Origin of the sequence: Dactylosporangium aurantiacum (assembly GCF_000716715.1) — a bacterium.
Taxonomy (GTDB): domain Bacteria; phylum Actinomycetota; class Actinomycetes; order Mycobacteriales; family Micromonosporaceae; genus Dactylosporangium; species Dactylosporangium aurantiacum.
On sequence record NZ_JNYJ01000019.1, the window covers coordinates 53,708 to 72,729 of the forward strand.

A 19,022-nucleotide genomic window follows, 5' to 3' on the forward strand; every position below is an offset into this window, starting at 1 on the left:
CGTTCACAGCTCGCCCGCGGCGGGGTGGCCGTTGGCGGCGGCGAGGATCGGCCGGGCGCCCGGGAACAGGCCGTTGACGGTCATCGCGTCGGCCGCCTTGACGACGACCGCCACGATCCGGTCCACGTCCTCGTCGGTGTGCGCCAGCGACAGGAAGCAGTTGCGGCCCTCCCAGATGTACAGGCCGTCGTGGACCAGCATGGTGTGGAAGATCTCGGAGCGCTCCGAGTTGGCCGGCTCCTCGACCAGCCGCAGCCGGAACAGCGAGCCGAACCGGGCGACGCGGATCGGCACGCCGGCGCCCTCGAACATCGCGTCGAGCCGCGCCCCGAGGGCCTCGGTCCGGGCGTTGAGCCCCTCCTGCAGCGCCGGCCCGCGGCGGACCAGTTCCCGCAGCACGGCCCGGGCGGCGGCCAGCGACAGCGGGTGCTTGCAGAACGTGCCGGAGTAGAAGGTGCGCACCGTCTGCGGGTAGGGCTGGTCGCCGAACTCCCACGCGCCGCCGTCGATGGCGTCGAGGTACTTCGCGTCGCCGGCGACGATGCCGATCGGCATGCCCCCGCCGGCGACCTTGCCGTAGGTGGTGATGTCGGCGGTGATGCCGAAGACGCCCTGAGCGCCGTTCGGGTGCATCCGGAACCCGGTGATGACCTCGTCGAAGACGAACGGGGTGCCGGCGTCCGCGGTGATCCGGCGGACCTCGCGCAGGAACTCGACCGGCTGGACGTCGGGGCGGCGGCTCTGCACCGGCTCGACGATCACCGCGGCGAGCTCGTGCGCCCGCTCCCGCAGCACCTGCAGCGACGCGGGGTCGCCGTAGGGCAGCACCAGCGCGTTGGCGCTCACCTCCGGCGGGATGCCCGGCGCCATCGGCACCGACTCCCCGGAGGCGCCCTCGATGTCCTGCCGGGCCAGGATCGGGTCGGCGGTGCCGTGGTACGCGCCGGCGAACAACGCGATGCGGTGCCGCCCGGTGACCGCCCGGGCCAGCCGCACCGCGACCATCACCGCCTCGGAGCCGGTGTTGCAGTACACCACCCGCTGCTTGCCGGTCAGCTGCCTGATGAGGTCGGTCGTCTCCGGCACCAGCGGCGAGTGCGGGCCGAGCTGCATGCCGTCGGCGAGCTGGGCGCTGATCGCCTCGGTGATGAACGGCTCGTTGTGACCGAACAGGTTCACCCCGAAGCCCATGGTGAGGTCGATGTACTCGTTGCCGTCGACGTCCCACACCCGGGCGCCCCGCGAGCGGGTCACCACGATCGGGTAGCGGGTCTCCTTGAGGTTGAGGTACGGCTGCGGCGCGTGCCGCACGTCGGCGTGGCCGAGCCGCTCGGCGGCCGCCTGGGCCCGGGACCCGGCGGTGCGGGCGACGTAGGCGCGGGACAGCTCGGCGACGAAGGCCCGCTGCGCGTCGGTGAGCGTGCGGGACCGCCCGCCGGTGCGGGGGCCGAACGCGACGAACGTCCCCTGCGGCGCGGCCGGGATCGCCGTCCGCGGCGCCGGCCCGGTGACCTCGGGCGCCGGGGCGGGTGCGGGTGCGAGTGCCGGGGCGGGAGCGGGCGCGGGTGCGGCGGCGGCAGGCCGGGGCGCTTCCGGCTGGCGGCGGCGCAGCAGCTCGTACGCCTGGTCCATCACCTGCGCGTGGACGTCCAGGAACCGGTCGACGGCGCCGCCACCGCCGGGTGCGAGCGGCGGCACCGGCGGCGGCACGGGCAGCGGCGCCGGCGCCGCGCTCACCGCGGGCTGCGAGGGCTGCGGGGCCGGTTCGCGCAGGGCCAGCACGGCGGCCGGGGCGGTGCGCATGATGTAGCCGGCCAGCCGGCGCAGCGTGTTGACCTGCTCGAACAGCATCCCGATCGGGATGACCACCTCGAAGGTGCGCTGGACGCTCTGGATCGTGTGGAACAGCGTCATGGAGTCCGCGCCGAGCTCCAGGAACGACATGTCCGGGTCGATCGGCGCGTCCGACTCCAGCAGCGTCGTCACCACCTGACCCAGCTCCGCCAGGACGCGGTCCTCCGCTCCTGCTGACGTCGGTTGTGCCACGTGCTCCTCAGCCCCTCTCTGGACGGGGATCGTTGCCGGTGCGGGCTTCGGCGGGTGCGCCGTGGGCAGCCAGAACCGTCTGCGCTGGAACGGGTAGGTGGGCAGGTCGACCCGCCGGCGGCGGAACCCCTCGTGGAGCCCCGCCCAGTCGAGGTCGTGCCCGGCGGCGTACAGCTGGGCGAGCGCGTCGGTCAGCACGTCGCCGTCCTCGGCGCCGGTGCGCAGGGACGGCAGCCACCGCGCGCCGGACACCACCCGGCGGCCGGCGCCGAGCAGGACCTGGCCCGGGCCGATCTCGACGTACGTGGCGCAGCCGGCCTCGGCGAGGCGGCGCACGCCGTCGGCGTAACGGATCGTCGAGGTGAGATGCCTGCTCCAGTACGCCGCGTCCGGCCGGTGCCCGGCGTCGAAGTGCCGGCCGTCGAGGTCACTGACCAGCGGCACCCGCGGCGCCCGGTACGTCACGGCGGCGGCGACGTCGGCGAACCTGGCCCGGGCCGGCTCCATCATCGGCGAGTGGAACGCCAGGCCCGACTTCACCGGCCGCACGGTCACCCCGTCCGCGGTCAGCCGCTCGGCCACGGCGGCGACGGCGTCCGGGGCGCCGGCGACGGTGACGTTGGTGTCGGCGTTGACGGCCGCGATCGCCAGGCTGGGGTCGGCCACCGCGGCGAGCGCCGCACGGACGGTGTCCTCGCCGGTGAACGCGGCCAGCATCGCGCCGGGCGCGCTGTGCTCCTGCACGAGCCGGCCGCGGGCGGCGACGAGCCGCAGCCCGTCCTCCAGGTCGAAGACCCCGGCGACGCAGGCGGCGGCGAGCTGGCCGACGCTGTGGCCGAGCAGGTGGTCGGGGTGCACGCCCCAGCCGGCCCACAGCCGGGCGAGGGCGTACTGCAGGCAGAACAGGGCGGGCTGGGTGTAGCGGGTCTCGTCGAGCAGGTGCCGCTCGTCCGGCTGCGGGAACAGCACCGTCTGCAGGCCGCGGCCGATCAGGTCGTGCAGGATCTCGTCGCAGTGCAGCAGGGTGGCGCGGAAGCCGGCGTTCGTCACGTACAGCTGCCGGCCCATGTCGGCGTACTGCGAGCCCTGCCCGCTGAACAGGAACGCGACGCCGCCGGGGCCGTCGGGCGGGCGCATGCCGGTGTGCAGTCCCCGGTGCGCGGCGCCCGAGGCGACCCGGTCCAGCTGTTCGACGGCGTCTTCGCGGGTACGGGCGGCGAACGCGGCCCGGTGCCGCAGGTGCGACCGGCCGGTGTGCACGGCGGCGGTGAGGTCGGCGAGCGTCGGCGCGGGCCGCTGCTCCAGCCGGGCCGCGTACCGCCCGGCGAGCGCGGCGAGCGCCGCCGGTGTCTTGGCGCTGACGGTGACCAGGTGGGTGGAGCGGACGTTGCCGCCCGCCCGGGCGGGTTTCGCGGCGGGCGGTGCCGCCGGCGGGGCCTGGACGATGACGTGGGCGTTGGTGCCGCCGAAGCCGAAGGAGCTGACCCCGGCGGTGAGGGTGCCGCGCCGCGGCCGCCACGGCTGCCCGGCGGTCGGCACGCTCAGCGGCGCGTCGGCCGGGATCCGCGGGTTGCGCTCGCGCAGGTGCAGGTGGGCGGGGATGTGCTCGTGGCGCAGCATCAGCACGACCTTGAGCACCCCGGCGATGCCGGCCGCGGCCTCGGCGTGACCGATGTTGGTCTTCACCGAGCCGAGCAGCAGCGGCTCGCTCGCCGGCCGGCCCTCGCCGAGGACGGCGGCGAGCGCGGCGGCCTCGATCGGGTCGCCGAGCGGGGTGCCGGTGCCGTGCGCCTCGACGTAGTCGACGTCGGCGGGCGCCAGCCCCGCGTCGTGCAGGGCGTCGCGCAGGACGTCCTGCTGGGCGCCGCCGTGCGGGGCGGTGAGCCCGTTGCTGCGGCCGTCCTGGTTGACCGCGGAGCCGCGCACGACGGCGAGGATCCGGTCGCCGTCGCGGACCGCCGCGTCGAGGCGTTTGAGCAGCACCAGGCCACAGCCCTCGGCGCGGACGTAGCCGTCGGCGGCGGCGTCGAAGGTCTTGCACCGGCCGTCGGCGGCCATCATCCCGGCCTGCTCGAAGACCTCGGTGCCGGCGGTGTCCAGCAGCAGGTTGACCCCGCCGGCGAGGGCCGTGTCGGACTCGCCGGAGCGCAGGCTGCGGCAGGCCATGTGCAGCGCAACCAGCGAGGAGGAGCAGGCGGTGTCGACGGCGACGCTGGGGCCCTTGAGGTCCAGGGCGTAGGAGATGCGGTTCGCCGCGACGCTCAGCGCCTGCCCGGTCCCGGAGTGCAGGGTGTGCAGGTCCGGCTCGCGGGCGATGAGCCGGCCGTAGTCGCTGCCGCTGATGCCGACGAACACGCCGGTGCGGGAGCCGGCCAGGCTCGCCGGCGGCACCGCCGCGTCCTCGAGGGTCTCCCACGCGACCTCCAGCAGCAGCCGGTGCTGCGGGTCGACGTGCCCGGCCTCCTTGCCGGAGACGGCGAAGAACTCCGCGTCGAACTGGTCGACGTCGGCGAGCAGCCCGTGCGGCCGGCCGAGCGGCGGGTGGCCGGGCACGTCCCCGCCGACGGCGTCGGTGCCGGACTCCAGCAGCCGCCAGAACGCGTCGGGGCCGGTGGCGCCGGGGAACCGGCAGCCGATGCCGATGACCGCGATCGGCTCGGCCCCGCCGGCACCGCCGCCGGGGGCGGACGGCCTGGGCAGCGCCGCCGGTTCGCCGGCGCCGGTGAGGTGCCGGGCCAGCTGCCGGGCGGTCGGGTACTGCCAGAAGACCGTCGCCTCGACCGGGCGACCCAGCAGCTGCTGCAGCTCGCCGAGGAGCACCAGGGCGTCGCGGGAGGACAGGCCGAGGTCGGCGAGCACCGCGTCGGGCTCGACGGCGCCGGCGCCGACCTTCTCGGCGACGTGGCGCACGATCCACGCCTCCACCGCCGCCGCGTCCGTTGCCGCCTGCGTCGCTTCTTGCACGCTCGCCTCCCCCTGGTCGTACGAAGCATCGGCGATCCGGGTTAAGGGTTCGCCTAGTTCGTCGGGCGAGCCGGGAGCCGGGAGCGTGCGGCAGGTAGCGTGGGGGCAGTGACCGCTGTCGAAACCCGCCGCCGCACGGGCCTGCCGATCGCCACCGTGGTCGTCGCGGTGATCACCGCGCTCGGTGCCGCGGCCCAGCTCAACGACCCCGAGGTCCTCGACCGGTTCCGCCGCGACTACCCGGCGCTGCACGACGGCGAGTGGTGGCGCTGGTTCACCCCGCTGCTGGTGCAGTCCGCCGGGTGGGGACAGATCCTGTTCAACATCGCGTCGCTGATCGTGGTCGGCGTCATCGCCGAGCGCCGGTTCGGCACGCTGCGCTGGCTGGTGCTGTACGTGGGGATCGGCCTGGCCGGTGAGGCGTTCGGGGCCCGGCTCGACCCGACCGGCTCCGGCAACTCCCTCGCCGTCTGCGGTCTCGCCGGCGGCCTGGCGACGCTGCTGGTCCTGCGGCCCGGGGCGGCGACCCGCCCGCACGCGTTCGTGGTGCCCTACTACGTGGCGTGCGTCGCCGGGCTGGGCTTCGGCGGGATCGTCGGGGCGACCGCGGCGCCCACCGCCGTGCTGGTGGTGATGAGCGTGCTGCTGCGCCGGGACCGCTACACCGGGGTGGCGTTCGCCGCCGGGATCGCCGCGCTGGCCGCCGCCGGTGCCCTCGCCGCGCGGCCGGACCAGCACGGCATCGCGGTGCTGTGCGGCGCCGCCGCCGGGCTGCTGCTGTTCCCGCCGCGCGAACGGGCCGGCCGGACCGAGCCGCCGGCCCGGCCGGCGCTCTGACCCCCGGCGGCGAATCGGCGCGACGGCCGGCGAACCAGACCGGCGAAGCAGACCGGCACCGACCGGCACCGTCCGGCGGACGGCCAAGCGGCCCCAACGCCGCCCGCCCGTCCCGGCCCGCGTGGATCGGCCGGACGTGGCCCGGGCGGCCCGAACTCCGCCCGGACCCCGCCCGGCCCAGCCCGGGCCCTTCGGTCCTGAGCTGCGCGGATCCGCCGGCCGGACGGCCCGAACCCCGTCCGGCCGGCACCGGGCCCGCCCCGGTGTGGGTCAGCCGGCGAACGCCGGCTGCCGGGCCGGGACGGCGATGCCGGTGAGCACCAGCCCGCGGTCGACGAGCCAGCGGCCGCCGAACCCGGCGACCTCGACCCCGCCGACAACCGGGCCGGGCACCAGCAGCCAGGCGTGGAACGTCTCGCGGTGCGGCGCGATCGTCACCGTGGCCTCGGTGAAGTCCAGCCAGCGGCCGGTCAGCGGGTACCACGCCTTGAACACCGACTCCTTGATGCTGAACAGCAGCCGGTCCCAGTGGATGCCGGGCCGCTGCGTGTCGAGCTGCCGCAGGTGCCGGCGCTCCTCGACGAGCGTGATGCTGTCCAGGACACCGGCGGGCAGCGGCGCGTGCGGCTCGGCGTCGACGCCGACGGTGGTGAGGTGCCCGGCGCGGGCCACCGCCGCGGCCCGGTAGCCGGCGCAGTGGGTGATGGTGCCGACGACGCCGGCCGGCCACAGCGGCTCCCGGCGCGGCCCGGCCGGGATCGGGACCGGGCCGAAGCCGAGCCGGCCGAGCGCCTCCCTGGCGCACCGCCGGCCGGTCATGAACTCCGCGCGGCGCTTCGGCACCGCGTCGCCGAGCGCGGCGAGCTCCTGCGGGAACAGCGGCGCCGGCAGCGCGTCGTCGAACGCCTCGACGACGGCCGTGCCCTCCGGCAGGAGCCGGCCGAGCAGCGGCCCCGCCGTCACGGTCATGTCGACGCGTCCGGGCCGTACACCTCGACGCCGTCGTCCTGGCGGCGCACGTGGATGCAGTCGCCGGGGCACTCGTTCGCCGAGTCGATGACGTCCTTCGCCGCGACCAGCGGCACCAGCACCGCCGTGCCGGGCGTGTGCAGCAGCTCGCCGTCGTCGCCCTTGACGTACGCGAGCCCGTCGACGTCGAGCTCGAAGACCTCCGGCGCGTACTGCGCACAGATCCCGTCGCCGGTGCACAGCCCCTGGTCGATCCAGACCTCGAGCCGGCTCTCCTGCGGTGTCGTCGCTGCGGTCACCCGCGCTCACCTGCCTTGTCTCGTCGTTCGGTGGCCGGCACGGTCAGACCCGCATCGGCTGGGGCGTCTCGCGGCGCGCGTGGTCGGGTCCCTCGAACTCGCGGATGATCTCGTAGCGGGTGTTGCGCTCGACGGGCCGGAAGCCGGCGTTGCGGATCAGGTCGAGCAGGCTCTCGCGGGTCATCTTGTCCGGGGTGCCGAACTCGTCGGCGTCGTGAGTGATCTTGTACTCGACGACCGAGCCGTCGATGTCGTCGGCGCCGTGGTTGAGCGCCAGCTCCGCGGTCTGCAGGCCGTGCATCACCCAGAACACCTTGACGTGCTGGACGTTGTCGAACAGCAGCCGGGACACCGCGAAGGTCTTCAGCGCCTCGGCGCCGGTCGCCATCGTGGTGCGGGCCATGAGCTTGTTGCGGATCTTGCCGTCCCGCGAGTCGTGGAAGTCGTGCTGGTACCGCAGCGGGATGAAGACGTGGAAGCCGCCCGTCTCGTCCTGCAGCTCACGCAGGCGCAGCACGTGGTCGACCCGGTGCCGGGGCTCCTCGATGTGGCCGTACAGCATCGTGCACGGCGTCTTGAGACCCTTGCGGTGCGCGAGGCGGTGGATGCGCGACCAGTCCTCCCAGTGGGTGGCGTGGTCGACGATGTGCTGGCGGACCTCCCAGTCGAAGATCTCCGCGCCGCCGCCGGTGAGCGACTCCAGGCCGGCGTCGATGAGCTCGTCGAGGACCTCCTCGGCCGACAGCCCGGAGATGCGCTCGAACCAGTGGATCTCCGTCGCGGTGAACGCCTTGATCGCCACGGTCGGCGGCAGGGCCTCCTTCAGCGCCCGGATCGAGCGCGGGTAGTAGCGCCACGGCAGCGTCGGGTGCAGGCCGTTGACGATGTGCAGCTCGGTGAGCTGCTCGCTCTCCATCTCCTTGGCGAGCCGCACCGCGTCCTCGATCCGCATCGTGTAGGCGTCCTTCTCCCCCGGCTTGCGCTGGAAGGAGCAGTACGCGCACGACGCCGTGCAGACGTTCGTCATGTTCAGGTGCCGGTTGACGTTGAAGTGGACCACGTCACCGTTCTTCTGGGTCCGGACGTGGTGCGCCAGCCCGCCCAGCCAGGCGAGGTCGTCGCACGCGTACAGCGCGATCCCGTCCTCGCGGCTGAGCCGCTCCCCGGCGACGACCTTCGCCTCCAGTTCCCGCTTCAGACCTGTGTCCACCAACGACTCCTCATCGACTCTGTGTGGGGGCTTGCGAGCGGGGCTCAGTAGAGCCCTTCGGGCGCGGCCGAGGTGACCTGCAGCGGCCGGACGTTCGCGACGGCGTCGCACGGCCAGGCGTCGCCGGCGCGGTGCCGGACCGCCTGGTCGCGCTCCATGATGTTGGGCAGGAAGAGGTCGTCGTGCAGGACGGTGAGGCGCACCCGGCCGGTCTCGCCGTAGCCGACCGTCCGGCGCGGGTCTTCCTTGTCGACGACGGCCATCGTCACCTGCGGGTAGTTGGGCAGGTACGGCAGGATCGCGCCGTCGCGCTCGACCGGCAGGCCCATCGCGCAGCCGAACGTGTTGCCGTACGTCATGCCGATCACCCCGCCCTGCAGCGCCTCGGCGATCTCGGTGTACATCGCCGGGGTGAGCTGGGTGCCGCCCAGCCCGACGCCGTCCAGTCCGGCGACCAGCTCGGGGCGGCGGGAGATGAGCGCCTGCAGGATCGCGGGTGTCGTCTCCAGGTACCGCACCCGGCCGGTCTCCAGCACGTCGGTCATCTGCTCGATGGTGTGCTCGACGTACATGTTCATCTCGACCAGCCGGCTGTCGCGGATCAGCGTCTTGATCCACCGCGGGTCGAGGTCCATCGTGTAGACCGTCGAGTCGTACAGTTCGGCGATCTGGTTCGCGCCGCGCCCGACGATGTGCGGGCCGCTCGGGCAGGCGTACAGCCAGGTCCGGCCCGGTTCGAAGCCGCTGAGCCGCAGCCCCCGCAGCCGCCACGCGGTGTGGTGCTCGGCCATCGCCGTGGTGTGGAAGATGCGGCACGGCTTGCCCGTGGTGCCGCCGGACTCCCAGATCCGCCCGGCGAGGGGCCGCGGCACGTCCGCCGGCACCAGCTGCACCGGGTCCAGCTCGCGCAGCGTCGCCAGGGAGAACGGGCCGAACCACGCCAGGTCGTCGTAGCGGGTGATGTCCATCGGGTCGAACCCGAGGTGCGGGCGGCGGGCCAGCCAGTACGGGCTGCCGGTGACCGGGTCGAAGTGCCGGCGGACCACCCGCACGGTCCACTCGTCGAGGTCGGCGGCGAGCCATGCGTCGGTGAGCGCCGCGGCGGGTTCCATGACGGTCGTCATCGATTCGTCCTTCGGGGTGCCGGATGCGATGGGCCCGGCTGGGATGCACCGGACACGTGGAGACGGGCAGCGGTCGGCGACCGACGCAGTTCTGCTGGTGGCATCGTGCCGTGGCGGAGATTGGGGAAATCACCACACTTGATCCGCTGGGCCGCCGCGGCCGCCACGAACCAGGACAAGCCGTCCCGTCCGGCCGTAAGATCCGCCCATGACCGAGCGGCCGCTGTCGATCGCGTACTCGCCGTGCCCCAACGACACGTTCGTCTTCCACGCGTGGACGCACGGCCTCCTGCCGGGCGCGCCGGCCACGGCCGTCACCCACGCGGACATCGACGTCACCAACCACCTCGCCGGCAGCGACCGGTTCGACGTCATGAAGATCTCCTACGCGGCGCTGCCCGCGTTCCTGGACCGGTTCGCGCTGGTGCCCTGCGGCGGCGCCCTCGGCCGGGGCTGCGGCCCGCTGCTGGTCGCCCGGGCGGCCCGGCCGCCGGCGCGGCTGCACGAGGCGGTCGTCGCCGTGCCGAGCGAGCAGTCCACGGCGTACCTGCTGCTGCGGCTGTGGGCGCGGCAGGCCGTGCCGGGCGGCTTCGCCCGCATCGTGGTCATGCCGTTCCACGAGATCATGCCGGCGGTGCGCGACGGCATGGTCGACGCCGGCCTGATCATCCACGAGGCCCGGTTCACCTACCCCGGCTACGGGCTGGTCGAGCTGGTCGACCTCGGCCGCTTCTGGGAGCAGGACACCGGCCTGCCGATCCCGCTCGGCGCGATCGTGGCCCGCCGCGATCTCGGCGCCGAGCGCATCGCGGCGGTCACCGACGCGGTCCGCGCGTCGGTGCGGCACGCCTGGGCGCACCCCGACGCGTCCGGTGACTACGTCCGCGAGCACGCGCAGGAGCTGGCGCCCGAGGTGACGGCGCAGCACATCGCCCTGTACGTCAACGGCTTCACCGAGGACCTCGGCGACGACGGCCTGGCCGCCGTCCGTGGCCTGCTGGACCGGGCCGCCGCGGCGGGCCTGTGCCCCGCGGTGCCGTCCGGCGCGCTCGACCCGGCCCGACCGTCCCCCGTGTCCTGAGGCAACCCAGCTCCACCTACCCGGAGGTACCCCGCACATGAAGCCGTCCGTCGTGCGCCCGCTCGCCATCCTCGGCGCCGCCGTCCTCGCCCTCGTCGTCTACTTCGTCGCCCGCGCAGCCGCCGGTGAGCTGATAGTCAAGACCGGCGGCAGCGAGCAGACGGTCACCCCGGTCGCGGTCGTCGGCACCGTCGTGCTCGTCGGCCTCCTGGGCTGGGGGCTGCTCGCCCTGCTGGAGAAGCTCACCGCGAAGGGCCGCACCGTCTGGACCGTCGTCGCCGGGGTGTTCCTGGTGCTGTCGCTGCTCGGCCCGCTCGGCGGGACCGACGCCGGCACGAAGCTCTCGCTGGCGCTGCTGCACCTGCTGGTCGGCGCCGTCATCATCATCGGGTTCACCCGGGCGCCACGGCCCGCCTGAGCCCCGCGCCGACCCGGGGCCGCCGGTCCGGTCCGTGCCGGACGGGCGGCACCGACCGGCACCTCGCACCGACCGATGGGACACCGTCATGACACCGCAGCCCGCCGAACCGGACCGCGGCACCGGCGCCGCGCCGGCGCCCGGCGGCCGCCCGGTGCTGCCGGACGTCGAGGCAGCCGCCGTCGTGCTGGTCACCGGCGCGCCCGGCACCGGCAAGACCAGCCTGCTGCGCTCGCCGGCCGGGCCCGGCGTGACGGCGCTGTCGGCGACCTGCACGGAGGCCGACGCCGGGGTGGAGTTCGCCGCGGCCCGGCAGCTGCTGCCGGCGCAGCCGCGCGCCGGGGCCCAGCCGGCACCCGCCGACGGCGGTCACCGCACGGTGCTGGACCTGTACCGGCGCGCGCTGGGCCTGCTCCAGTTCGGCCCGGTGCGGCTCGTCCTGGACGACGCCCACTGGTGCGACCCGGCGACCCTACGCTGGCTGCAGTACCTGCTGCGGCGCTGCACCAGCCGGCCGCTGCAGGTGGTCCTCGCCGTCACGCCCCGCGAGCACCCCGCGCTCGACCCGCTGTTCGCCGACATCCTGGGCAGCCCGCGGCACCTGGTCCTCGACCTCGACGCGCCCGAGCACGCCGGCGCCCAGCCGGGCACCGGCCGGCTGCGGCGCCTCCTGAGCCGCCAGCCGAACCTGCTGCGGGTCGCGGTCGCCGCCGCCGTGCTGCAGCGGCACGACGCCGAGCTCGTCGGCGCGCTGGCGGGGCTGTCGCCGCAACTGACCGTCGCCCGCCTGGCGACGCTGCGCAACACCGGCGTGCTCACCGGCGACCCGGACCGGCCGGTGCCGCCCGGCGTCGCCGCGGAGCTGTTCGCCCTGCTCGCCCCGGACGAGCTGCAGCGGCTGCGGCGGCGGGCGGCGGTCATGCTCGACGACGCCGACGCTCCGGTGCGGCGCGTCGCCGACGTGCTGGTGGACCTCGACGACCTCGACGAGCCGTGGATGCCGCAACGGCTGCGTGAGGCGGCCGCCCTGGCCTACCGGCACGACGCGCCGGCGGCGGTGCGCATCTGGACCCGGCTGCTGGCCGCGCGGCCGCAGTCGCCGGACGCCGCGGTCGACGTGGCCTTCGCGCTGCTCAACGTGGACCCGGCCGCCGCGCTGACGCACGCCCGGCAGGCGTTGCCGCGCACCGCCGACGCCCGCACCAAGGCGCGGGCCGTGGTGTGCCTGGGACTCGCCGCGCTCGTGACGGGGCGTGAGCCGACCGCGCCGTACCTGCTGCACGACGCCATGGAGACGCTGCGCCGCGCCGCCGGGACCGCCCCGACGCTGCAGGACCGCATCCAGCTGGCGACCGTCGAGTCGACGCTGGCCGCCAACGCCGTCATCAACGGCGCCACGTACCACACCGTGCGGTCCCGCATCGGTGACGCGCCGGCCGGCGTCGCGGGTGCCTCGTCCAACCACCGGATGCTCGCCGTGCACGCGCTCGCCACCGCCTACGAGGGCCTCGACGTCGAGCGGGCCACCCGGTACGCCCGGATGGTGCTGGACCGGCCGGTGACCGGCGACAGCTGGGCGCCGCTGATGGCGACCCGGGTGCTGCTGATGGCCGACGACACCGCCGGCGCGCTGGCCGCGGCGAGCCGCCTCGCCGCGCACCACCACGAGCGGGGCGAGCCGTGCGCGGAGGCCGTCGCCCGGGCGACGTGGGCGCGGGTGCTGCTGGAGGTCGGCGAGCTGGAGGCGGCCTGGGCGGAGGCGACCGCGGCGCTGCGGCTGGCCGGCGACGCCGAGTGGGGCGCCGCGACCTGGTCCGCACAGACGATCATCTCGTTGATCAACAGCTCGCAGGCGCGGATCCTCGCCGCCGAGGCGGGGCTGGAGGCGATGCAGGAGCGCACGTCCGACATGCCGCTGTGGGAGCAGGTGCAGGCGATGGGGGCGGGCGCGCTCGCCGCGTACTGGGGCCAGGACCACGACCGGGCGCTGCAGCGGCTGCGGGTCTGCGGGCAGCTCATCGACGACGCCGGGGTCTGCAGCCCGGCGTTCAGCAGCTGGTGGCTGGACGAGATCATCCTGCTCACGGTCCGCGGCCGCGCCCAGGAGGCGCACCTGCGGCTGGAGCAGGTCGAGGAGCAGTGCCGGCGGTGGCCGACCCCGCGGACGTCGGGCATGGCGCTGCTGGCCCGGGCCGCGCTCGCCGAGGACGGCGCCAGGGTCGAGCTGCTGCTCGGCGCCATCGCCGAGCTGGAGCGCTCCCCCGCGCCGCTGCACCAGGTGAAGGCGCAGCTGATGCTCGGTCGGACCCTGACCGTCCTCGGCGACCGCACCGCCGCCCGCCGGCACCTGCGCGACGGCATGGTGCTGTCCAACCGGCTCGGGTACACGATGCTGGCCGCGCACTGCCGCAACGTGCTCAGCTCCGCCGGCGGGCGCACCGGCACGCAGCTAGCCGCCTGCGGCGAGCTGTCCAGCAGTGAGCGGGCCGTCGCGAGCCTGGCCGCGGGCGGCGCGACCAACCGGCAGATCGCCGAGGAGCTGTTCATCTCCATGCGGACCGTCGAGTTCCACCTCACCAACGTGTACCGGCGGCTCGGGATCCGCCGCCGGGACGCCCTGGCCGGCATCGTCGAGCCGACGCCGCTGACCCGCCGCGGCGCCGCGGCGGCCCGCCCGCCCCGTCCGGCGCCGGGCGTCGTGGCCGAGCCCGCCGGCGGTGCGTCGTGACCGCGCCGCCGCTGCCCGCCGCCGGGAACGCCGCCGCGCTGTGGCGCTCGGCGCTGGCCACCGCGGGCCGGGGCACCTTCGACGCGCACACCGGGGCGCTCATCGCCGCCGCGGCCGCCGGCGACCCCGCGGTGCTGCTCGCCGCCGCGGCCGCCGGCGACCCGGCGGTGCTGCTGGCCGCGGTGCGCCGGTGCGGCGCGCACGTGGACCTCGACGGGCTCAACGCCGCCTGCCGCGAGGTGCGGCGCGACCGGGTCGCCGAGCGGCTGGCCCAGCTCTCCGGCCCGCAGCTGCGCTGGCTGCGGATGCGGGCGCTGCTCGGTCCCGGCGTGCCGGAGCGCCTCGCCGCCCGGCTCACGCACGGCCTGCCCGGCTGTCCCGGGCTCGACCCGGCCGACCCGCTCGTCGCCGAGGTGGTGCTCGCCGCGATGGACGGCGCCGAGCGGGCCGCGCTGCGGCGGTACACCGCCGAGGCCGCCAACGACAAAGGGCTGCCGGCGGCGCTCGTGGGCCGGCTGCTGAGCGCCACGGAGCCCGGCTGGCCCGGCTGGGCGCTCGGCGCGCTGCTGGCCGCGGCGGCCGCCGCCGGCACCGAACGGCGCTGGGAGGCGGCGGTGGCGCTGTACGAGCGGGCGCTGCGCGAGCCGGCGGCCGACCCGGTCCGGCCGGCGACCCTGCTGGCGCTCGGCGACGCCCAGCTGAGCGGCGCGCCGGAGGCCGCCGGGCGCACCTACGGCACGGTGCTGCGGACCGCCGCCGGGTCCGCCGCGTCCGGGCTGCGGATGGCGGCCGCCGGCCGGCTGCTGGTCCGCGGCGACGACGAGACCGCCCGGCGGGAGCTGGCCGCCGCCTACCATCACCCGGCGGCAGCGGGGGCGTCGGACACCGAACGGGCGGCCCTCGCGGCCCTGTACTGGCTGGCGGTCGACCGCTCCGGCACGCCGCCGGAGCTTACCTGCGACCGGGTGCCCGCGCCGGACGGCGGGGACCCCGCCGGGCGGGGCGTCGTCGCGTGGCGGGAGGCCGTCGCGGGCGATGACCTGGACGCCGCCCGCGGGCACGCGTTCGCCGCGCTGGACCCGCCGGCGGGCGCCGTGGTGCCACTGCCCGTGCAGGTGGCGGCGGCGCGCACCCTGACCCTGACGGAGGACTTCGCCGCGGCGCAGCGGCGGCTGGACGGGCTCGTCGAGGCGTCCCGTGCCGCCGGTGGTGCCGCCGCCGGGCCGCTCGCCGCCCGCGCCGAGCTGTGGCTGCGCACGGGCCGGCTCGACGACGCCGAGCGCGACCTGCACGACCTGCGCCAGTGCCTGCCGGAGCAGTCCTGGCACCCCAGTGTCCTGCCCAGGCTGCGGGCGCTGCAGCTCATGCAGCTGCTGGCGATGGGCCGGCGGCGGAAGCTCCGCGCGGTGCTGGACGCGCCGCTGCCGCCCGGCTGCGACCGGGGCATCGCCTGGGCGCACCTGCTCTACGCCTGGGCGCTGGCCGAGGCCGCCGACGGTCAGGCCGACGTGGCCGTGCGGATGCTGCACGAGTGCGGCCGGCGGTGCCTGGCCGCCGGGCACCGCAACCCCGCGCTGCTGCCGTGGCGGTCCCAGCTGGCGCTGCTGGAGCACGGCCGCGGCCGCGACACCGTGGCGGCGCCGCTGCTGCGGGCCGAGCGGCTGGCCGCTGAGCGGTGGGGGGCGGCCGGCGCCGTCGCCCTCACCGAGCTGCGCGCGTCGCTGCTGCACCCCGACGCGGTGAGCCGGGCGGACCGGGCGGTGGTGGCGCTGTGGGCCGCGATGCGCGGCAGCTGGTCGGCGGAGACACTGCTGACGCTGGAGCGCGCGGCGGCCGAGCGGCGCGGCTCACCGGCGGCGGACGCGGCCCTGCGTGCCGCCGGCCGGATCGGCCCCGGCCACCGATGGAGCATGCGGGCCGGCGGCAAGGGTCTCGCCCCGGCCGTGAAGAGCACCGCGGCGCGCCGCGACGCCGACCGCCCCGCCGAGGCGCGCACCACGAAGCCCGGCGGGAGTCCGGGCGCGTTGTCCGCGGCGCAGCTGAGGGTCGCCGAGCTGGCCGCGAACGGGCTGTCGAACGCGGCCATCGCCGAGATCCTCGCCATCACCAAGCGCACCGTCGAGCTGCATCTGAGCAACGCGTACCGGACGCTTGGAATATCCGGCAGATCGCAACTTGGCGAGTTGCTAAGTGGCGCGACTGGGGAACACTCTGCGGTGTGCTGATCGAGCGGGATCATGACCGGGATGTGTGTCTTGCCGCGCTGACCCGGCTGCGCCGCGGGCAGGGCGGTGTCCTGGCCGTCGCGGGTGCCCTGGGCGCCGGCAGGTCGGCGTTGCTGCGGCTGGCGGCGGACCTCGCCGCCGGCGGCGGGGTGCCGGTGGTCGCGGCCGCGGCGGACCGCGCCGAGCGGGACCTGCCGCGGAGCCTGGCGTCGCGGCTGTGGCGCGACGTGCGCGCGTCGGCCGCCGGGCGCACCGGCACGCTGCTGGTCACGATCGACGACCTGCAGTGGGCCGACGACGCGAGCCTGGCGTGGCTCACCCGGCTCGACCGGCACGCCGCCCTGGCGGGCGGCCCGGCGGTCCTGGTGGTGCTCGCGGTCCTGGACGGTGACGCGGGCGGCGACCGGCCCGCGGTCCGCGCCGCGCTGGGCCGCGCCGACCGGACGCTGCGACCGGCACCGCTGTCCGTGGCCGGGGTCGAGCGGCTGCTGGCCGGCGCCGGGGCGGACCGGGCCACGGCGCACCGCTGTCACCGGCTCAGCGGCGGCAACCCGTGGCTGGCCCGGGCGCTCGCGGCGGACCTCGCCGGGTGGCCGGAGGGCGCCGGGTGGTGGGGCGGCGCCGGCGCCGAGCCGCCGGACGTCACCCGCCGCGCCTACGAGCCGCTGCTGCGCAGGGTCACCGCCGCGGTCACCGCGCTGCCCGCGGCCCAGTGCGCGTACCTGCTGCACGGCGTGCTGCTGGGCGCCGCCGCGGAGCCCGCCGTCGTCGGCCGGCTCGCCGGGCTCGACGACGTCGACGCCCGCATCGCGGCCCGGGCGCTGCGGGCGACCGGGCTGCACGGCGCCACCCCGCCGCAGCCGTTGCTGGACGCCCTGGTCCGGCAGGTCGTCGGCGCCACCATCTGCCCGGAGTCGTTCGCGGTCGGGCACGGGCAGGTGGCGGAGGCACTGTTGCGGGCGGGCGCGCCCGCCGAGCGCGTCGCGGCGCACCTGGAGCAGGCGATGGTGCTGCCGCCGCACGCGGCGGGCGTGCTGTCCGCCGCCGCGACCTCCGCCCTCGCCCGTCACGACGTGGCCACCGCGGTGCGCCACCTGCGGGTCGCGCTGCGCGGCCTGCCGTCCGGCGGCGCCGAACGCGCCGGGATCCTCGTCGACCTCGCCCTCGCGGAGCGGTGCGCCAACCCGGCGACGCTGGTGCGCCGGGTGCTGCAGGCGCTGCCGGCGCTGCCCGGCGACGACGCGCGGGGCGCCGCCCTGGCCCGGATCCCGCCGATGGCGCTGGTCTCCGGCGGGAGCGCCGCTGTCGAGGCGATCGACGGCGTGCTGCGGCGGCTGGACCCGCGGGCGGCCGGCGCCGAGGCGCTGGCGCACCGGCTGGAGGCGCGGCAGTGGATCGCGGGCTGGCAGGATCCGGTGGTGCTGGCCGGCACGACGGCCCGCCTGCGCGACGCGATGATGCGGCCCCGCACCCCGGCGGAGCGGGAGCTGGCGGCGGTGCTGCTGTTCTGCGCGACCATGTCCGCGGAGCTGTCCGCGCCGGAGCTGGCACCCCTCGCCCAGCTGCTGTTCGAGCACCTGCCGGCCGACCACGACACGCTCGTCTCGGTCGCGCCGCTCCTCGTCGCCGGTGCCGTCGCCGTCGAGCGGGTGCCGGCGCTCGGGCAGTGGCTCGCCGAGGCCCGCCTGGCCTGCGACGCCGCGCCGTGCCGCAGGGTCGCGGCGCAGGTGTACGCGCAGCTGGCGTTCCAGCAGCTGCACACCGGGCAGCCGGCCGCGGCGGCGGCCAGCGCCGCGAACGCGTTCGCCCTGTTCCAGGACGGTCTCGGCGACGACGGGATCAGCGTCGCGATGCTCTTCGCGGTCGCGGCGGCGGTGCCGGACGACCGGCTGCGGCAGCGGGCGGCGGCGCTGTGCCGCCCGGAGCGGGTCACCGCCGAGACCGGCATGCTGCCGATGGTGAGCAGCCTGCTGTACGGCGCGACGCTGTACACCACCGATCCGCAGGCGGCGCTCGTCGCGCTGATCGAGTGCGAGCAGCAGCTGGCCACCCACGGCTGGCGCAACCGGGCGCTCTTCCCGACCGGCACGATGATCGCGCCGCTGCTGTACCGGCTCGGGCGGCACGGCGAGGCCGTCGAGCGCATCGCGGAGGAGCACCGGCTGGCGGCCGCCTGGGGCGCGCCGGCGGCGACGGGCCGGACGCTGCGGGTCTGGGGCGAGCTCAGCGACGGCCGGCGGGCGCTGCGCCTGCTCGACGATGCCGTGGACGTGCTCGAGCACTCCGTGAACGAGCTCGAGCTGGCCCGTGCGCTGCTGGCCCGGGGCACCAGGCTGCTCGCGGCGGGGCGGCGGGGCGCCGGTGACGACCTGCGCCGCGGCGGGCAGCTGGCGGCCACGGCCGGGTTCTCCTGGCTGGCGGAGCCGGCCAGCGTGGCGCTGGAGGCGCACCGTGAGCAGCTGGTGCCCGGGATCGGCTCCTTCACGCCGGCCGAGCGGACCGTCACGGACCTGGTCACCGCCGGCCTGACCAACCAGGCCATCGCCACCCGGCTGGGCATCTCCCAGCGGGCCGTGGAGAAACACCTGACCAGTTGCTACCGGAAACTGGGCGTCACCAACAGGTCCGCACTAAAGGCGGTACTCAGCCAGGTAGTAACCAAAATGTCCGATCTGGCGGTAGAATAGGCTCGTTCGCGTCCAAACAAGCGAAGATCACCGCGGGTAATAGGAACGCCACTGAAAGCATTCCTTGGCCCGTGCCGAGGCGCCGACCGGGCCGCCAGATACACAAGTCAATGCTCAAATTTTTCGCAAGATCGACGTCCGCCTGTACGGCTTACCCGGCGGTCACATCTCGGGCCGAACCGGACTTCGGTCAGGATTCCGTCGCGCTCGGTGCCCGACAGACGCCCCCGCCGCGCCGCACCGGCCGTGTAGACTGGCTCTGACCTGCGTAGTTACCCCGCGGCAGGCGCACCTACGGAAACCATCGCCACCGTGCGTCCCCGCACGGACACGCGGCGACGCGCACTTCGGTCCGCCATACCGAACTAGGCGCACACCTACCACAGTCTTAACTGCCCGATTTGCTCGCGTTGACGCTCGCGGAAAGCCATGCA

Annotated in this window: 11 protein-coding genes; 6 read left to right on the forward strand and 5 right to left on the reverse strand. The window is 75.8% G+C overall.

All coding sequences use genetic code 11. The features are described 5' to 3' along the window. Positions 1-3 precede the first annotated feature (3 nt). Positions 4-5,010, reverse strand: a complete 5,007-nt coding sequence (locus tag OP18_RS51315; RefSeq protein WP_162189821.1) for a type I polyketide synthase — start codon at positions 5,008-5,010, stop codon at positions 4-6. Between the two features lie 108 nt (positions 5,011-5,118). Between OP18_RS51315 and OP18_RS57395 the strand changes: the two genes are divergently transcribed. Further along, a complete protein-coding gene (locus OP18_RS57395; protein ID WP_052387088.1) occupies positions 5,119-5,847 on the forward strand; it encodes a rhomboid family intramembrane serine protease in 729 nt (242 codons plus the stop codon). A 270-nt stretch (positions 5,848-6,117) separates the two neighbouring features. Here OP18_RS57395 and OP18_RS21615 read toward each other — a convergent pair whose 3' ends face one another. From OP18_RS21615 to OP18_RS21630, 4 genes are read right to left on the reverse strand one after another with little or no spacing between them, the layout of a single operon-like run. Next, positions 6,118-6,816 (reverse strand): 4'-phosphopantetheinyl transferase family protein, encoded by a 699-nt coding sequence (locus OP18_RS21615; RefSeq protein WP_211273629.1) that lies wholly within the window; start codon positions 6,814-6,816, stop codon positions 6,118-6,120. Then, entirely contained in the window at positions 6,813-7,115 is a 303-nt protein-coding gene (locus OP18_RS21620; protein WP_033360801.1) for a ferredoxin, read from the reverse strand. Before OP18_RS21620 ends, OP18_RS21615 begins: the two co-directional genes overlap by 4 nt. Before the next feature lie 43 nt (positions 7,116-7,158). Next, positions 7,159-8,325 (reverse strand): aminofutalosine synthase MqnE, encoded by a 1,167-nt coding sequence (gene mqnE, locus OP18_RS21625; RefSeq protein ID WP_033360802.1) that lies wholly within the window; start codon positions 8,323-8,325, stop codon positions 7,159-7,161. A gap of 44 nt (positions 8,326-8,369) precedes the next feature. After that, the gene (locus OP18_RS21630; RefSeq protein WP_052387089.1) at positions 8,370-9,449 is read right to left on the reverse strand and encodes an arylcarboxylate reductase; all 1,080 of its coding nucleotides are present in this window, start codon (positions 9,447-9,449) and stop codon (positions 8,370-8,372) included. A gap of 208 nt (positions 9,450-9,657) precedes the next feature. On the opposite strand from OP18_RS21630, the gene OP18_RS21635 reads away from it, so the two are divergent. The 5 genes from OP18_RS21635 (at position 9,658) to OP18_RS52835 (ending at position 18,588) form a co-directional block, all read left to right on the forward strand. Further along, the gene (locus OP18_RS21635; protein ID WP_033360803.1) at positions 9,658-10,530 is read left to right on the forward strand and encodes a 1,4-dihydroxy-6-naphtoate synthase; all 873 of its coding nucleotides are present in this window, start codon (positions 9,658-9,660) and stop codon (positions 10,528-10,530) included. A 37-nt stretch (positions 10,531-10,567) separates the two neighbouring features. Continuing rightward, the gene (locus tag OP18_RS21640; protein WP_033360804.1) at positions 10,568-10,948 is read left to right on the forward strand and encodes a DUF6069 family protein; all 381 of its coding nucleotides are present in this window, start codon (positions 10,568-10,570) and stop codon (positions 10,946-10,948) included. An 88-nt stretch (positions 10,949-11,036) separates the two neighbouring features. Next, complete coding sequence (locus tag OP18_RS21645; protein WP_033360805.1) at positions 11,037-13,676, forward strand: LuxR family transcriptional regulator; 2,640 nt, start codon at positions 11,037-11,039, stop codon at positions 13,674-13,676. Further along, positions 13,673-15,901, forward strand: a complete 2,229-nt coding sequence (locus OP18_RS21650) for a helix-turn-helix domain-containing protein (RefSeq protein WP_033360806.1) — start codon at positions 13,673-13,675, stop codon at positions 15,899-15,901. Before OP18_RS21645 ends, OP18_RS21650 begins: the two co-directional genes overlap by 4 nt. Then, positions 15,895-18,588: a helix-turn-helix transcriptional regulator gene (locus tag OP18_RS52835; RefSeq protein ID WP_156089687.1), complete on the forward strand. Its 2,694-nt coding sequence runs from the start codon at positions 15,895-15,897 to the stop codon at positions 18,586-18,588. Before OP18_RS21650 ends, OP18_RS52835 begins: the two co-directional genes overlap by 7 nt. Positions 18,589-19,022 lie beyond the last annotated feature (434 nt).